The sequence below is a fragment of the Rhizobium sp. 05N49 genome, assembly GCF_056396805.1.
The window spans coordinates 30713-47000 of record NZ_JBFTME010000021.1 but is presented as its reverse complement, the minus strand read 5'-3'; the positions used below and the strand labels follow the sequence as shown (position 1 = coordinate 47000).

At 57.7% G+C, this 16288-nt stretch carries 16 protein-coding genes and 5 tRNA genes; 9 read left to right on the top strand and 12 right to left on the bottom strand.

The genetic code is table 11. The features are described from left to right. Positions 1 to 12: 12 nt before the first annotated feature. The 6 genes from AC1DF8_RS29630 to gloA all read right to left on the bottom strand — a co-directional run bounded on the left by AC1DF8_RS29630 (position 13) and on the right by gloA (position 3957). Positions 13 to 1182: a TMEM43 family protein gene (locus AC1DF8_RS29630; protein WP_478156112.1), complete on the bottom strand. Its 1170-nt coding sequence runs from the start codon at positions 1180 to 1182 to the stop codon at positions 13 to 15. Between the two features lie 304 nt (positions 1183 to 1486). Continuing rightward, a tRNA-Glu gene (locus AC1DF8_RS29625) sits at positions 1487 to 1561 on the bottom strand. A gap of 338 nt (positions 1562 to 1899) precedes the next feature. Next, a tRNA-Glu gene (locus AC1DF8_RS29620) sits at positions 1900 to 1974 on the bottom strand. A gap of 74 nt (positions 1975 to 2048) precedes the next feature. Beyond that, positions 2049 to 2123: transfer RNA gene (locus AC1DF8_RS29615), tRNA-Glu, on the bottom strand. 194 nt (positions 2124 to 2317) lie between these two features. After that, complete coding sequence (locus AC1DF8_RS29610) at positions 2318 to 3415, bottom strand: YcbK family protein (protein ID WP_478156110.1); 1098 nt, start codon at positions 3413 to 3415, stop codon at positions 2318 to 2320. Positions 3416 to 3516: 101 nt separating this feature from the next. Beyond that, positions 3517 to 3957 carry a lactoylglutathione lyase gene (gene gloA, locus AC1DF8_RS29605; RefSeq protein WP_112545722.1) on the bottom strand — a complete coding sequence of 147 codons (441 nt, stop codon included), beginning with the start codon at positions 3955 to 3957 and terminating at the stop codon, positions 3517 to 3519. Positions 3958 to 4151: 194 nt separating this feature from the next. Here gloA and AC1DF8_RS29600 point away from each other — a divergent pair, with 194 nt between their 5' ends. The 5 genes from AC1DF8_RS29600 (at position 4152) to AC1DF8_RS29580 (ending at position 6447) form a co-directional block, all read left to right on the top strand. Then, positions 4152 to 4730 (top strand): cold-shock protein, encoded by a 579-nt coding sequence (locus tag AC1DF8_RS29600; protein ID WP_112545721.1) that lies wholly within the window; start codon positions 4152 to 4154, stop codon positions 4728 to 4730. Beyond that, complete coding sequence (locus tag AC1DF8_RS29595; RefSeq protein ID WP_113013603.1) at positions 4730 to 5218, top strand: DUF192 domain-containing protein; 489 nt, start codon at positions 4730 to 4732, stop codon at positions 5216 to 5218. The genes AC1DF8_RS29600 and AC1DF8_RS29595 overlap by 1 nt, the downstream gene beginning before the upstream one ends. 83 nt (positions 5219 to 5301) lie before the next feature. Beyond that, positions 5302 to 5378 (top strand) — tRNA-Pro (locus tag AC1DF8_RS29590). A 632-nt stretch (positions 5379 to 6010) separates the two neighbouring features. Then, on the top strand, positions 6011 to 6316 hold the full coding sequence (locus tag AC1DF8_RS29585; protein ID WP_112545719.1) for an ETC complex I subunit: 306 nt from the start codon (positions 6011 to 6013) through the stop codon (positions 6314 to 6316). A 54-nt stretch (positions 6317 to 6370) separates the two neighbouring features. Continuing rightward, positions 6371 to 6447 (top strand) — tRNA-Arg (locus tag AC1DF8_RS29580). Positions 6448 to 7326: 879 nt separating this feature from the next. Here AC1DF8_RS29580 and AC1DF8_RS29575 read toward each other — a convergent pair. Next, a complete protein-coding gene (locus tag AC1DF8_RS29575; RefSeq protein ID WP_478156107.1) occupies positions 7327 to 7452 on the bottom strand; it encodes a hypothetical protein in 126 nt (41 codons plus the stop codon). 159 nt (positions 7453 to 7611) lie between these two features. Between AC1DF8_RS29575 and AC1DF8_RS29570 the strand changes: the two genes are divergently transcribed. After that, entirely contained in the window at positions 7612 to 8142 is a 531-nt protein-coding gene (locus tag AC1DF8_RS29570) for a DUF4231 domain-containing protein (RefSeq protein ID WP_478156105.1), read from the top strand. 353 nt (positions 8143 to 8495) lie between these two features. Here AC1DF8_RS29570 and AC1DF8_RS29565 read toward each other — a convergent pair whose 3' ends face one another. Next, positions 8496 to 9020 (bottom strand): DUF992 domain-containing protein, encoded by a 525-nt coding sequence (locus AC1DF8_RS29565; RefSeq protein ID WP_112545716.1) that lies wholly within the window; start codon positions 9018 to 9020, stop codon positions 8496 to 8498. A gap of 188 nt (positions 9021 to 9208) precedes the next feature. Between AC1DF8_RS29565 and AC1DF8_RS29560 the strand changes: the two genes are divergently transcribed. Beyond that, positions 9209 to 9382, top strand: a complete 174-nt coding sequence (locus AC1DF8_RS29560; RefSeq protein ID WP_478156103.1) for a hypothetical protein — start codon at positions 9209 to 9211, stop codon at positions 9380 to 9382. Between the two features lie 274 nt (positions 9383 to 9656). Then, complete coding sequence (locus tag AC1DF8_RS29555) at positions 9657 to 10376, top strand: hypothetical protein (RefSeq protein ID WP_478156101.1); 720 nt, start codon at positions 9657 to 9659, stop codon at positions 10374 to 10376. A gap of 63 nt (positions 10377 to 10439) precedes the next feature. On the opposite strand, the gene AC1DF8_RS29550 is transcribed toward AC1DF8_RS29555, so the two are convergent. From AC1DF8_RS29550 to AC1DF8_RS29535, 4 genes are all read right to left on the bottom strand, one after another. Continuing rightward, on the bottom strand, positions 10440 to 11213 hold the full coding sequence (locus AC1DF8_RS29550; RefSeq protein ID WP_112968471.1) for an amino acid ABC transporter ATP-binding protein: 774 nt from the start codon (positions 11211 to 11213) through the stop codon (positions 10440 to 10442). Between the two features lie 15 nt (positions 11214 to 11228). After that, complete coding sequence (locus AC1DF8_RS29545; protein ID WP_478156099.1) at positions 11229 to 12374, bottom strand: amino acid ABC transporter permease; 1146 nt, start codon at positions 12372 to 12374, stop codon at positions 11229 to 11231. A 1-nt stretch (position 12375) separates the two neighbouring features. Continuing rightward, a complete protein-coding gene (locus tag AC1DF8_RS29540) occupies positions 12376 to 13578 on the bottom strand; it encodes an amino acid ABC transporter permease (RefSeq protein WP_478156097.1) in 1203 nt (400 codons plus the stop codon). A 104-nt stretch (positions 13579 to 13682) separates the two neighbouring features. Then, positions 13683 to 14708 carry an amino acid ABC transporter substrate-binding protein gene (locus AC1DF8_RS29535; RefSeq protein ID WP_478156095.1) on the bottom strand — a complete coding sequence of 342 codons (1026 nt, stop codon included), beginning with the start codon at positions 14706 to 14708 and terminating at the stop codon, positions 13683 to 13685. Between the two features lie 380 nt (positions 14709 to 15088). Here AC1DF8_RS29535 and AC1DF8_RS29530 point away from each other — a divergent pair, with 380 nt between their 5' ends. Beyond that, a complete protein-coding gene (locus AC1DF8_RS29530; RefSeq protein WP_478156093.1) occupies positions 15089 to 16279 on the top strand; it encodes a cystathionine beta-lyase in 1191 nt (396 codons plus the stop codon). The last annotated feature ends 9 nt before the right edge of the window (positions 16280 to 16288 follow it).

Sequence of the window (16288 nt, the reverse complement as noted above, 5' to 3'; positions counted from 1 at the left end):
CCCCAAGGGCCATCAGGTCGGCTGCGGCTGAGACAACGGCGCCTTTCTGCGAAGGCGGCTCACGGCCAGGGCAAGCAATATACCGCCCGCGATGATGCCGATGGCAAGCAGCGGCCTGTAGGCGAACCAGGCAATGGCGATGACAACAGGGCCGATCAGCAGTGTCAGCACGAAGGCCGCGATGCTCGTACCGAAGCCAATGACCGTGCCGATAAATGGAATCAGGTCGCCAAGAATGGGCAGGAGCCCAAACATCAGCTTGAAGCTGATGAACAAGCCGATGAGACCGGCGACGCGCACAAGCCAGGTGATGATATTGTTTTCACTCTCGGCCGATTTGAACATCCGGCTGGCATCCACATTGCCGGCAGCGGTCAGGAAGATATCGCGGTGGTTCGTCGTTTCGTAGGGAACGAGTGCGCTGTGATTCTGCTTGCCGACAACGCTTGCCGTTTCCACGTCGATCCGATGATAGCTGATCCTCAGGTCGCCGATGCCAGGCAGGTTTTCGTTCAGGCCGATATAGGCACCCTCTGCATTTCGCTTTGCCGGCCGGCCAGCGCCAATCTCTGCTCCTATGCGCTGCACGTCGTTGTCAGCGAGCGCGAGGCGTGAAGAGTAGCCGATGCCTGCCATGTCCTTGCCAGGCACGGAGAAGACGCCGACATGGGCCGTTTTTGTGGTGAAGGTAGCGCCGTCAGGCATGCCGGTTGGATTTTGATGATCATCCGGTTGCTTGAAGCGGCTCGAATCGACCACATCCGGGCTCCATTCCCTCGTGTAGGAATAGGTGGTCGTCGTCTCCTCGCCGCCGCCCAGTGTCTTTTTGGTCTGGCTCTCGCTCTTTTCCACCCACTGATACATCTCGACTTCGCGGGAGAGACCCACAGCGCCATCGGCGGTGATGCCGAATTGACTGTCCTGCGGGAGCTGATCGGATTTCACCACCCCGCTGATATGGACCAGCTTGCCTTCATTGGCCGGATCGACAGCCACACCATCGACCGAAATCACCTGTGACGCACCTTCGGAAAGGGCGCGATAGGTCTGGATCGCACGCCCTTCGTTCCATACCAGCAGCCAGATACATCCTATAAGCAGCACAAGGCCGACCAGTGCACCGGTCAGCGCGTTTTTGATGCGCGCAAACCACGAAGTATAGGTCGTGTCCGTACAGCTCATGTACGAAATCACCTGTCGCCGAGAGCCCGCTGGATTGGCGGTCTGCAAAAATATTTCAGTAAATTAAGCGACGACGGCTAATCCCCGGTAAATGCCGAAAATGATTCGTGGCTGGTCATGCCATTGAAAACAATGACCTTTCGGCAAGATGGTCGAGAGGAGCCAGAAACCGAACTTTGCGTCACAGAAAGCAATGCCGGATGGAGGTAATGTCACCCCATTTGCCTCATCAATTCGCATGATAGGCGTAACTGCGCCCGCAAAGGCAACACTATGAAAATACGGGGAAATAACAAGGAGACAGTGGCACGCCCTAGGGGAGTCGAACCCCTCTTTACAGAATGAAAATCTGTCGTCCTAACCGATAGACGAAGGGCGCGTGCTCTGTGGTGGCGCCCTTATAGTCAGCACCTTTCTGCGCCGCAAGCGGCAAAATGAGAATTTTTTACCGGATTATGCAGATTTTTTCCGGGCTTGTGGAAAAGTGGGAACCACACGGCCCCGCAGTCCCGTGCGGAGGCGCTGGAAATGCCCGATCGCCTTACGCCCGCCTGCAGGACACTCCATCTATTCGATCCGCCCATCAGGCCTTCCGAGAATCGATTCCGAATTTCGGGCCGATGCTGGAATGGGAACGTGTAAGACGAAGCATCAGCCGCTCGAGAGCTTCGACTCATCTGGTCGACTTGATAACAGCCAGGTGATTCTCAGAAATTCTGGTACGCCCTAGGGGAGTCGAACCCCTCTTTACAGAATGAGAATCTGTCGTCCTAACCGATAGACGAAGGGCGCAGGCACTCAGCTCAAATAGGAAGGCGCAAGGCTTTCCACAAGCGGTAGATAGGACATCGGATTGGAAGAAGAAATGGCACGCCCTAGGGGAGTCGAACCCCTCTTTACAGAATGAAAATCTGTCGTCCTAACCGATAGACGAAGGGCGCGTGCTGTGGTGGCGCCCTTATAGTCAGGCACTTTCGATCCCGCAAGCGGCAAATTCGAAATTTTTCAAAAAAATGACAGGCCGTATCCGCATGTGGAAAATGTAGATTATTGCAGCCGAATCAAAGAGCTGCGGCGGGAGCCGGAATCGGGTTCCGGCCGCTTCACTCAACGTCAGGCTTTCAGAGGTTGAAGGTCAGATCGCTCTTGCCGAAGCGATCGGCGCGCTCTTGCGGCCGCAACCCCAGTTCCAGTCGCGGGCATTGCCCGTGTCCAGGTGGACCGAATCCGTATGGCAATAGGTGCCGACGCCGCCGCGGTTCGGGAGTGACCGGATATATTGGGCGATATCCCATTTGCTGATGCCGTCGATTTGGATGTCGGCTGCTTCGCAGGCCTTGTGCATCGATTCTTCGGCGCCCCCGACTTCACGATTGTGCTGAGGGTCGCGGTAACCGGATGTGACGACGACTGGCTTGCCGAAATGAGTCTCGACTGTCTTGATGACCCGCATGAGATCAGGCTTGAAACAGCCGACCTGGACGCTGTCGTTCTGCACATGCAGGCCGTTTGGCGCGACGCGCGTCATCCCAGGCAGCGATGCCTTCTGCAAAAGCCCGGAAAGGCTGCTGAGCAGGTTCTGCTTCGGCGCGCTGTAGAGCGCATTCATGGTCGATCCCGGAATGTTTCCGCCGGCAAGCGAGGCGGTCTGCACGGGCGCGATCTTCGTGCTGGTATTCTGCGATGATTGCTGTGGCAGCATCTCGCCCTGTTGCGGCTCGGGCGGCGCGCTGAACACGCTCGATCTTGGGCCGGCGTTCAGTGGCGCATAGGCGTTCCCACCCTGCGGCTGGATGATCGTCGAGGTCGAATTGTTCTGCGGCGGCGGCTGGCGATCGGAGAAGATGCTCATTGCCTGCGCGTTGATTCGCGTCGACTGCATGACCAGACCACCGATATTGGCCGGTTGCTGCTGCTGTTGCATTGACGGATCGACGGGTGCCGCAGCCGTTGCCGCATTCGGATCCTGCACTGCTGCCTGCGGATTGACGCCGGAAACATTGGTCAGCATCGGATCGCGATAGAGCTGTTTCGGCGCGGGGGACGATGCGGCAGGCATTGCCGCTGCAAGCCGTGGTGCCGGCTGTCCCTCCGCAGCCGGTGTGGCGACGGCGGCCGAATCAAGCGCCTTCTTGTCGGAGACGCATCCGGAAAGCGCCAGGATAGAGCCGGCGATCAACAAAGCTCCGATAGCCTGCCGGCTCGGAGGGGCAATCTTGTTGTTTCTGGTCAACCGAGAAATCTCCGGTGAATGCGGAAGGCGCTCGAAAGCGCGCTTCCGTTACGATTGGGCCGGAGAGTGCCTCGTGAAGCTTGCCCGCAGCTTGGCTCGGCTTACCAGGCGCCGGTATTGCCCATGGACAGCCAGGGTTCGGCCGGGGCCAGTTTTTCGCCCTTCTGCAGGATCTCTATCGAGATGCCGTCGGGCGAGCGTACGAAGGCCATGTTGCCGTCGCGCGGGGGGCGGTTAATCGTAATACCATTATCCATCAACTTCTGGCAGATCGCGTAGATGTCATCCACCTCATAGGCGAGGTGACCGAAATTGCGTCCTCCGGTATAATCTTCCGTGTCCCAGTTATAAGTGAGCTCCAGACAGGGGGCTTTCTCGCTGCGGGCGCGGTCGAGATCATCGCGAGCGGCCAGGAAAACGAGCGTGAAGCGGCCCTTCTCGTTCTCATGGCGGCGGATTTCCTCGAGTCCGAAGAGTGTAGTGTAAAAATGGAGGGAAGCGTCGAGGTCTTTGACGCGAACCATGGTGTGGAGATAACGCATTGTGTTTCCTCTCTCTATTTAGGCTAGCCCATCTGGAGTAACAGACACCAGCTTCGGGCAAGTCATCTCGATAAAATGTACAGTTGGGAATAACCGAAAACTAGGACTTGCGCTTATCCGTTACCAAGATGTTAATCTTGATTTCAAGAATCAGTTAACCGTAACAGTGTGACGCGTATTGAGGGGCTGGCGACATGGCTGACAGGATTTCATCGAATGGCTTCACCGACATTGAAGAATTGTCGGCGGAACCGGTTGACCTCGTTGAAATCACCGGCGTGGTGAAATGGTTCGACGTGGCCAAGGGCTTTGGCTTCATCGTACCAGACAATGGCATGCAGGATGTACTGCTGCACGTGACCTGCCTGCGCCGCGATGGCTACCAGACCATCCTTGAGGGCACCCGCATCGTCGCGCTCATCCAGCGTCGCGAACGTGGCTACCAGGCTTTCAAGATCCTTTCCATGGATCAGTCGACTGCGGTCCATCCGTCGCAGCTGCCGCCGGTTCGCACCCACGTGCAGGTCACGGCAACGAGCGGCCTCGAGCGCGCTCTGGTGAAGTGGTTCAACCGCACCAAGGGCTTCGGTTTCCTGACCCGCGGCGAGGGTACGGAAGACATCTTCGTGCATATGGAAACGCTGCGCCGCTTCGGCCTGACCGAACTGCGCCCCGGCCAGGTGGTGCTCGTGCGCTTCGGCGACGGCGAGAAGGGCCTGATGGCCGCCGAGATCCATCCTGACGTTCCGAGCCCGGTTGGCCGGTCTCACTGATGCGCAGCCTGTTTTCTGTTGAGATGATGAGAAGCGCCTTCATGGCGCTTTTTTTCATCGCCGCCCTGCCGGCATTCGCGCAGCAGGACATGCGCTTCGATAAAGAACCGCTGATTATCCAGACGGCCGCCGGCAAGATGCTGCACTTCACCGTGGAGATCGCCGCCACCGGCGAGCAGCGCGCCTACGGCCTGATGTTCCGCAAATCGATGGCCGAAAACGCCGGCATGATCTTCGATTTCGGCGTATCGCGGCGTGTGACCATGTGGATGGAAAATACCGTCCTGCCCCTCGACATGCTGTTTGCAGACGACAGGGGCGTGATCACCCATATCAAGGAAGACGCTACGCCCTATTCCCGCGACATCATCGATTCGATGGGGGAGGTCCGCTATGTGGTCGAGGTGAATGCCGGCGTCGCCCGCAAGCTCAATATCCGCCCCGGAGATCGCCTCGTCAGTGCCACGATAACGAAAAAGGCGAAGTAAGCCTGTGAAATCTGCCGGGTGCGGTGGATTTATGGGGTTGCTAGGGCAGGGGGAAGCGTGTATTCCCGCTGCCATCAACGGCTCGGAGTGTAGCGCAGTCTGGTAGCGCATCTGGTTTGGGACCAGAGGGTCGGGAGTTCGAATCTCTCCACTCCGACCATTATTCTCCCAATATTTTCCGCAATTTGAGGCAGTCTCGCATCTGACCGATGCCTGATGGGGACAGGCCCGATATTGCTCGCGAGTTCGCAGTTGGGAAGATGGTGACGATGTCATCGATGTCGCGAAGCACGCCTATTCAGGCGTGCCGTGATTCAGCCCTGAGCAAGCAGGCCGACATACTGAGCATAGCTGATCACTGCATAAAAAAACGCAGTGATAGTAGCTCCGATCATGATGGCATGAAATTCTGCAGAGGTTCTCATAGCTCGCACCCGTGTCACAACGGTTGGTAGGCACCCTAGTCGCCTCCGCCGGTCATAACAATTAGAAAGCGATCAAAACATGCAACAATCCGAAACATATCGGATCGTGTGACAAGATTGCCCGCTTATCCACACCCGGCTGCGAACAAGGGCTGCGCTCAAGCGCTCTATCCAATAAACGCGCCACGAGACATTCGGTTTCGTTGCTCAGTCAGTGCTGTGGCAAAGGCGCTTTTCCCTTGAAAAAACGGGGATTCGCGGATAGTCAAAATTCACTTCTTCCTGCCATCTTCGGTGTGGAAGCGGCCTGTCCCTTGGCCGAGTTATGAAAGGCGGGAAATGCCCGCATATCGGAGGCGCCGCAGTCATGTCTGCTAAGATCTATCGTCCGGCCAAGACCGCAATGCAGTCCGGAAAGGCCAAGACCCACCTCTGGGTGCTGGAATTCGATCAGGAGCAGCCGCGCAAGATCGACCCGATTATGGGCTACACATCTTCAGGCGACATGCGCCAGCAGGTGAAGCTGACCTTCGAAACGCAGGAACTCGCCGAAGCCTACGCCAAGCGCAACGGCGTCGAATACCGCGTCATCCCGCCGAAGGATCCTGTTCGCCAGGTGGTCGCTTACCCGGATAATTTCCGCTATACCCGCACGCAGCCCTGGACGCACTGATCCGTCCGAGGTTCAGTAACAGAAATGCTGGTGTCGTTCATGGCGGCATCCAGAGGCCCCTTAGCTCAACTGGATAGAGCAGCTGCCTTCTAAGCAGCAGGTCGCAGGTTCGAGTCCTGCAGGGGTCGCCATCTTTTCAATAGCTTAGCAGACCACTTTTCTTGACTGTTCGCTTTGGGGTAACAGCGGCAGCAAGCAATGCTTTTGCAATCTCGACGCCAGAGCCATCGAAGGCTTCAGGGTATGGCAGGAGACAAAAGGCAGACCGTCATCTCGCGCTGAGATGAAGAGGCTCTTCCAGCGCGCCGCGCCGTTGCACCTGAAGCCAGGGGCACCGCCGAATTGTCACCCATCCCGAATCCTCCACCCAGAAATGCAATCAAAAATTGCATTGCTTGCTGCAGATGTCGTGCGCCCTGGGTCACATCACGCGAAAATTTTCAGCCGATCAGAAGGCAGGACCATGACAGGCAGACCTACCGAGGCGGGCTTCGTCGTAGCCGCGATTGGTGGTGGCCGGCATGAAAGCGTTACCGCGGTTGGCTCGTGCGCCGCTGGTCGACGATACGACCATCTCTTTGACGTATGCTGATCTCGTAGCTCACCCCGCGGCGGACTCCGCGATAGGTAAAGTACCTGCCGCGGCAATTAACCTGACGGACGCCGCGAAAGCCTCGCGTCCGAAGCAGCCGCGCACCTTGAGGGCAGGATATACCTCGTCCGTGGTTTAGGCTGGTGCCCGAGCCGACGATAACCTGAGCGCTCGCTCCTCGGGGAACCGCGACCGGTGAGACAAAGGAAGCCAGAGCAAGCGTACATGAGAGAAGCGAAGATCCAACAAGAGACTTGATACTCATAATCAACCTCCGGGTTAGCCGCGAAAAAATCAGGCTATGAGAAGGTCGCCTAAGTTGTGAGTCAATACAAGATGTGAAGGTCATGCGGTCGTGTGGCTGGCTGGGGCGTAATCCTGTTCGAGCCGTTTTGCACCACTATAGGCCACCCCCGTGCTACGGAACGGGCTGACCCGGCGTGAAAAGCACCAGATACGTCACTGCGACAATGATCGCGACGACGAAAATCGTCAGCACGAACTTCATCATGCCCTTGCTGGCTTTTTGCTCTGTGTTGATCATGCACTAGCAACAAGCTTGGTACGAAAAAGGTTCCGGGCGATGGCGCGGATAAGCAGCAATCCGCGCGATAGAAGAAGTGTGTCATTTCTATTGGCAAATCTCAGATTGTGCGCTTCCTTATTGAGCCAGGGGAACGCCAATTGAACGAGAGGGGCCAATATGAGCGAACCGCAAATCTTATCACCGATTGCCGTGCCGGCGTCGAAACTAACGCCAGATCAGATTGGTTACGATGAGCAAGAAGACCGGCTTCTGCGGATCATCTCTGAATCTCTCGATTACTACCGCAAGCAAATCGAAAAAGCAGGAAAGTGGCATCGTAGACTGACCGTTTCCACGATGGTTCTGTCTCTTTTAGCGCCGGTTTTCGTTGCAGGGTCCGCGGCGGCGGATGCGCTAAAAATCCCGGGCGCAGCGCTCGGAGTAGTCGGTGTGCTGATAACGCTCGTAATTGCAATTATAGAGGGCGTGAAGCAGATCTATAAATTTGGGGATCAGTGGTCGTCGGCCTACACCGCGAAGTTGGCTATCAGGCGAGCGCGTGATGAGTACAAGTTCAATCGAATTGGTCTCGTGCCAGGTGATGATGCTTGGAAGCAAAACTACCATTCGCTTCGGGCGGCTTACGAGAGCGCTTCAAACGCGCAGACGCAGGATTTTTTCAGGACTTTGCAGCAACCCGACAAATAGAGGATTGCTTATCACTGGGGCCGGGCAATGTTTGCCGCGTGCATATCCGCGAGATCTGGAACGGATGATCCGCCGTGTCTGCTTCAAGCGCGGTTTCGAAAACCGCCAGTGGCTCGCCGATCGGCTTGAGCTTCACTATTCGAAAATCGCTATCGGACCGCGTCTTGAGCGCGCTAAGGAAGTACGTATGATCGATGACGTCGAAGAGAGCGTCGAGAACGGCGAATTCGATCCGAAGAAGCCGCTCAAGAAGTCCGCGCCATACCTGAAGCTGATCGCCCGGTACAACAAGGCCGGCCGCGCGACCTCAGTCGAATGCGCGGCCGGCCTTGTTTTTAAGCCTTTTCGCCGTCTCAGCTGCCAGGCGTCAACGTCATGGAAGTGCCGGTTGCAGCCACATTGATGCCGAGCTGGCCGGTGACGCTGATGACCTGAAGATGGATCGAGCCGGACGTACCGCCGAAGAGAACGTTGGTGCCGATGCCGCCAACCAGCGTCGCTTCAGCGGTTGCGCCCTGGTAGAGGCCGGCCAACGAGCCGCGATGGTAGCCGGCGGTCGGGGCGAAGACAGCCCAAAGGAGGCGGCCGCGCGTCGTGAAACCAAGGTCGACGCCGAATTTGCGCAATGCGCCGCTATAGTGCTCCGGCGCTTCGGCATTGCTTGTCGGCTGGAAGACGCAATCGATCTGTTTGGAGGAGCCGAGCAGGTAGCCGACGCCGCCGCCGATATCGCAGCTGAGGTAGCCGATCTTTACGCCCCCGCTGACATCCGGTTCGACAGCCGGGCTTGCCCGTACCATGTCCGCGGCGCTGGCGCCCATGGCGAAGGTCTGAAGCAGTGCGGCTGTAGCGATTGTGGTTGCGAGTATCTTTTTCATCTCAATCTCCTATGGATATCGCAGGAAGGATATAGCGTCGGCTTTGTCATAACCAAGGCAGGAAAGTCTTTGCTGTTATTTTGGTTCCAGGAGCTGACTATGCCAAGCTGTCGCGGTCGTCTTTTAGGGAACCCTATTGGCCCGCATCGGTTGTCCAGATGTCCATTTTTCAAGCGATGGAGATTAGGATGAGTAAGACCAATGCAGACGATATCCGCAAGCGAACAGAGCGGCAGGTAGAAAATACCAGTGCCGGAGGACATCTTGGCGGAACTTATTTCGGCCAGCAGCCTGATGGCAAAACGGCTTCTTCCACCAGCACAGAAGCGCGCAAGTCCCGCCCGAATGACGGTAGCAACTGACATAAAGGGACAACTGCGAGCATTGCGGCCGGCTGGAAAGGCCGGTCGCCCCTCATCCGAAAGGTGTATGTGTCTCATTGTGAAACAGGCTATGAGATTAATTTTAGAGGTCCCTAACTATTCCGCCTTTCCAGATGCTTGCCTGAAACATTCACAACCTTACGGCGTTTAATTCGAACGGGTTACGTCACTTACGGCTGGCTCGCTCGATCGAAGGTACGCGCGTTCCTCGGTTTATCGCCGGAACTATCCGGCTCAAAGAACGGAGGAAGTCATGAAGTGCATTTCTCAAAGACGGTCGCTTGCGCTTTTCGCCTCGGCCTGCATTGCCCTGTCACTGCCTGCCGCTGCTGCGCGAGCGCTCGATCTCGGTGTTTCCGCAAATGTTGGAGGAATCAGTGCTGATGTCGGCGCGTCAACGAGTTCGCGTGGGCTGGATGCCAACGCGAGCGCCTCCGCCGGCGGCGCCAACGGCGTCAATGCGGATGCCAACGCCTCCCTCGGCGGTAGCAGCGTTGCCAACGCTGACGTAGACGCGACAGTCGGTGGCAGCCGCGGGGTTGCCGCCCACGTGGATGCGGACGTCGGTGGTCGAGATGGCATCGACGCCAATGTCAATCTCGGTGCCGGCGGAAGCAATGGACTGAACGCTGACGTCAAAGCCCGCGCGCTCGGGCGCTCGGGGACGGGTGCAAACGTCAATGCCCGACTCGGCGGTGGAGGTGAAACAGGATCTACGCTTTTCGGCCCGAACGGGTTGAATCTCGGTCTTGGACTCGGCGGTGCTGGTGCAGCCTCAGGCGCCGGTAATGGCAGTGGCACAGGCGCAGGGAGCGGCAGCACCCAGTCGGCTATCGTTCAGCGCTTTCGTGAAATGCCGGTCAATGACCAGCGTAAGCTGCTGATCCGTTGCCGGGATATATCTGTCTCCAGCGGCTATGATTCCGGCCTTGCAGGGCTTTGCGGCCTGCTGCGCTCCACGGCCTCCCGCTAGAATGCACGAAAAACCCGCCGGCACGTCAACCGGCGGGTTTCGTGTAATTTCAGATCGGTCCTGTTAATGCAGGATCTGGCTGAGGAACAGTTTGGTCCGCTCGTGCTGCGGATTGTCGAAGAATTCGGCCGGTGAATTCTGCTCGACGATCTGGCCCTGGTCCATGAAGATCACGCGGTTCGCAACCTGACGCGCAAAACCCATTTCGTGGGTGACGCAGAGCATGGTCATGCCTTCTTCGGCAAGGCCCACCATCGTATCCAGCACTTCCTTGATCATTTCCGGATCGAGGGCCGAGGTCGGCTCGTCGAACAGCATGATCTTCGGGTTCATGCAGAGCGAGCGGGCAATCGCCACGCGCTGCTGCTGGCCGCCCGAAAGCTGACCCGGATATTTGTTGGCCTGCTCGGGGATCTTGACGCGCCTCAGGAAGTGCATGGCGATTTCTTCGGCCTGCTTCTTCGGCATCTTGCGCACCCAGATCGGCGCCAGTGTGCAATTTTCCAGGATCGTCAGATGCGGGAAGAGGTTGAAGTGCTGGAACACCATGCCCACTTCGCGGCGCACTTCGTCGATCTTCTTGAGGTCGTTGGTCAGCTCGGTCCCATCGACGATGATCTGACCCTTTTGGTGTTCTTCCAGACGGTTGATACAGCGGATCATCGTCGACTTGCCGGAACCGGAAGGGCCGGCGATGACGATGCGCTCGCCGCGCATGACCTTGAGGTTGATATCGCGAAGAACGTGGAAGTCACCGTACCACTTGTTCATATTGATGATCTCGACGGCAACGTCGGTCGCCGACACGGTCATCTTTTTTGATTGGGCTTCTGCCATTGCTTGTTCCTCTTTTTATCGTTTGTGGCCGGTGTCGAGATGACGTTCCATGAATGCTGAATAGCGTGACATGCCGAAGCAGAAAAGCCAGAAGGTGAAGCCGGCGAAAATCAGCCCGGACAGCGGCGTTACGGCTGTTGCCCAGTTTGCGTCGGTGAAGAAAAAACGAACGATGCCCAACAGGTCGTACATGCTGATGATCGACACCAGCGATGTATCCTTGAACATGCCGATACAGGTGTTGACGATACCAGGGATTACCAGCTTGATCGCTTGCGGCAGGATGATCAGCCTCATCTTCTGCCAATAGCCGAGACCGAGCGAGTCGGCGCCCTCGAATTGACCCTTCGGAATGGCTTGCAGGCCGCCACGAATGACTTCGGCCATATAGGCGGAGGCGAAAAGCGATACGCCGACAATCGCGCGCACAAGCTTGTCCACCGTCCAGCCCGCAGGCAGGAAGAGTGGTAGCATGACACTCGCCATGAAGAGCACCGTGATCAACGGCACACCACGCACGACCTCAATGAAAATCGTGCTGACCATGCGAATAACCGGCATGTTCGAGCGCCTGCCGAGGGCCAGGAGAATGCCGAGCGGGAAAGAGACCGCGATGCCGACGAAGGAGAGCACCAGCGTCACCATCAACCCACCCCAGCGCGGTGTCTCGACGATTTCGAGGCCAAATCCACCGTAAAGCAGAACGAAGGAGACTATCGGCAGCACGATGAAGAGCAGGACAGCATTGAGGCCCTTGCGTGGTATCGACGGGATAAGCATGGGCACTAGCAAGAGTATGAAGAGAATGCCAACCAGCGTGGGCCGCCAGCGCTGGTCGAGCGTGTAGCCCCCGTAGATGATCTGGTCGAACTTCGCGCCGATGAAGGCCCAGCATGCACCGCTCCAACCATCTGGCTGGATACCGCCCTGAACGGTCGTCGCACAGAAGGTGCGGTCTGACCCGGTCCAGACCGCCTGCACGAACAGCCAGCTGAAGGCATGTGGCAGAGCCCAGGCGAGGAAGGTTACTGCCAGTAACGTGAGGACAATGTCCTTGGGCGTCGCAATCAGGTTGCGGCGGACCCAGGCGACGGCACCCTTTTCCCCAGGCGGCGGTGGCTCTTGAGCCAGCATGGTGGTTCTGATGAAACTGTTGCTCATCTCATCTCTCCACAAGTGCCATCTTGGCGTTAAACCAGTTCATGAGCAGCGACGTTACGATGCTGATGGCAAGGTAGACGACCATCCAGATCAGGATCACCTCGACCGATTGACCGGTCTGGTTGAGGGTCGTGCTGCCGACGGCGACGAGATCGGCAAAACCGATGGCAATCGCCAGCGACGAGTTCTTGGTGAGGTTCAGATACTGACTGCTCAGCGGCGGAATGATGATGCGGAAAGCCTGCGGAATGACCACCAGCCGCGTGATTGCGGAGGGATGCAGGCCGAGTGCCGCTGCCGCTTCCGTCTGCCCTTTCGGCACGCCACGAATGCCCGCGCGCACGATCTCGGCGATGAAGGCAGCCGTATAGAAGGAAAGCGCCAGGAAAAGCGACATGAATTCCGGGCCGACCACGGAACCGCCAGTCAAATTGAATTTGCCGGCGACCGGGAAATCGAAGGAAAGCGGTGCACCTGCGATAAGGAAGGCAAGGAGCGGCAGGCCGACGATGAGGCCGACCGAGACCCAGATCGTGTGGAACGGCTGGCCTGTCGTCGCCTGCCGGCGATGCGCCCACCGGGCGGTGACGATGGTGGCGATGATCGCGACCAGGAATGCAATGCCGACCAGCCAGAAACCGTCGCCGAAGATCGGCTTGGGGAAGGCGAGGCCGCGGTTGTTCAGATATGATCCGAGCGGCAGATGCAGCGAGTCACGGGCATTGGGCAGAATCGCCAGAACGCCCGAATACCAGAAGAAGATCACCAGCAACGGCGGAATGTTGCGGAACACTTCCACATAGACCGTGCAGAGCTTTGCAATCAGCCAGTTCCGCGACAGGCGGCCGATACCGATGATGAAACCGATGATCGTTGCAGTGATGATGCCGGTAACGGCGATCAGGATAGTATTCAGAAAGCCGACAAGCAGCGCACGGCCATAGGTCGAGTCACTGGAATATGGGATCAGCGACTGGCCGACTTCGAAGCCGGCGCGGCCGTTCAGAAATCCGAAACCCGATGCGATGTTGGCGCGCGCCAGATTGACTGCCGTATTGTGAGCAATCGACCAGATCAATGCGACCAGCAAGATAATGGTAAGAGCTTGGAAGAAGATGCCCCGAATTGTCGGGTCATAGAGGGCAGACTGGAAGCTCCAGCCGCTCCTAGTCAAAGACGATGAATCCGCAACCTGATGCGTCATGCCTGGCCAATTCCCCACGTTATGCGCCCCTTTTCGGAGCTTTTTTATAGGAGGATAAGGAAAGGCGGTTTCCCGCCTTTCCGGCTATTCATGCCTGAGGCCGATTAGCGAACCGGCGGAGCGTACTGAATGCCGCCCTTGTTCCAGAGAGCGTTAAGGCCGCGTGCGATCTTCAGCGGGCTGCCCTGGCCGATGTTCTTTTCGAAAACTTCGCCATAGTTGCCGACGTTCTTGACGACGTTGTAGGCCCAGTCATTGGTCAGGCCGAGGTCGGTACCGATCTTTGTATCGGCTTCCACGCCGAGGAAGCGCTTGATATCCGGGTTCGGCGAGTTCTTCATCTCGTCGACATTGGCCTGCGTGATGCCGAATTCTTCGGCATTGACCATCGCGTAGCCGACCCAGCTGATGATATCGAACCACTGATCGTCACCCTGGCGAGCGGCCGGAGCAAGCGGCTCCTTGGAGATGATTTCCGGCAGGATCATGTGCTCGTCAGGGTTCTTCAGCGTCAGACGCAGTGAGTAGAGACCCGACTGGTCAGTCGTGTAGACGTCGCAACGGCCGGAGTCATAGGCAGCGTTGACTTCGTCAAGCTTCTCGAAGACCACCGGATTGTACTGCAGGTTGTTGGCCTTGAAATAGTCGGCGAGGTTGAGCTCGGTCGTGGTGCCCGACTGAACGCAAACCGATGCACCGGAAAGTTCGAGCGCCGACTTCACGTTCAGGCTCTTGCGAACCATGAAGCCCTGGCCGTCATAATAGTTGACGAAGCGGAAGTTCAGGCCGAGCGCGGTATCGCGGTTGATCGTCCAGGTCGTGTTGCGGGCGAGCACGTCGACTTCGCCGGACTGCAGGGCAGGGAAGCGGTTGGCGGCGCTGAGGGGGGTGAACTTCACCTTGTTGGGATCACCGAAGACCGCAGCGGAAACCGCGCGGCAGAAGTCGACGTCGAAGCCCGACCAGTTGCCGGACGCGTCAGGAGCAGCAAAGCCGGCAAGACCAGTGTTGACGCCGCACTGAACAAAGCCTTTTGCCTTTACGTCTCCGAGAGTTGTGGCCGAAGCGGCCGAAGCGCCAAGAGCGAAAACTGCTGCGCCGACAGCTGCGGACAGGAGCTTGTACTTCATTTTTCCCAACCTTTTTTCCGTTGTCTTATATTTTATCATATTGGGGAGCGGCCGAATTGAAATTGCCCGTGTGCCTCCCCGTTTCCCGCAACCCTCCCGGCGCGAGTGGGTCTATCACAGTCGCAAATGTCACTATGGTCAAGTGTCGCGGCCAATAATTGCGGCAAATTTCAGCATTTTGACAGATTACGCTGTACGCATGGGCATTTGGCTAGAAATTGGGCGCCAAGGTGAGGAAAAATGGCGCTAAAATCGCGAAGTCAGACGTCGGCGGCTTCGCCAGGCGAGACGATCACGTCAAGTTGTAGGGGTTGACCCTGATGGCGACGGGGTTCAAAAGTTCGGGCTTCGCATACCCTCGCCAGAAGGCCATTTCCCAAATGAAAGATCTAGACAGTCTCCTGCCGGGCGCCGGCATCAATACCCGTCTTTCCCATATCGGCTATGATCCCAGCGACTATCACGGCTTCGTCAACCCGCCTGTGGTGCGTGCATCCACCGTGCTCTTTCCCGATGCCAAGTCCATGGAGACGCGCAACAAAAAATACACTTACGGCACCCGCGGCACGCCGACGACCGACGCCCTTGCCGAGGCAATCAATGCGCTCGAAGGCTCGGCCGGGACTGTGCTTGTGCCTTCCGGCCTCGCTGCCGTCACGGTCGCTATCCTCGCCTATGTAGCGGCAGGCGATCACGTCCTTATTGTCGACTCCGTCTACGGTCCCACTCGCCATTTCTGCGATACTGTCTTGAAGCGCATGGGTGTCGCAGTCGACTACTTCGACCCGGCGATCGAGGCCGGCATCGAAGCGCTCTTCAAGCCGAACACCACGGTCGTGCTGACCGAAGCCCCCGGTTCCAATACCTTCGAGATGCAGGATATCCCGGCCATTGCGGCTGTGGCGCACAAGCACCGCGCCGTGGTCCTGATGGATAACACCTGGGCCACGCCTCTGTACTTCCGGCCGCTGGACTTCGGCGTCGATGTGTCCATCCATGCCTCTACCAAATATCCGTCGGGCCATTCCGACATCCTGATGGGAACGATTTCAGCCAATGCCGAGCACTGGCCGAGGCTGATCGAGACGCATGGCACGCTCGGCCTTTGCGGCGCGCCCGACGATTCCTATCAGATCCTGCGCGGCCTGCGCACGATGGGCATCCGGCTGGAGCGCCACTACGAAAGCGCACTTTCGATCGCCACGTGGCTCGAAAACCGCGAGGAGGTTGCCCGCGTCCTGCACCCGGCTCTGCCGAGCTTCCCGTCGCACCATATCTGGAAACGTGACTTCAAGGGTGCCAGTGGCATCTTCTCCTTCGTGCTTGATGTCAATGATCCGCAGAAGGCAAAGCCGAAGGCGCATGCCTTCCTCGATGCACTCTCCTATTTTGGGCTCGGCTATTCCTGGGGCGGCTATGAAAGTCTCGCCGTGCTGGTCAATCTCTCCGACCGCAAGATCGCCAAGGCACCGGTCGAAGGCCCCGTCATTCGCCTGCAGATCGGTCTCGAGGATATCGTCGATCTCAAGGCCGACATCGAGCGCGGTTTTGCGGCGGCAAACGCCGTCTGATCAACCGCT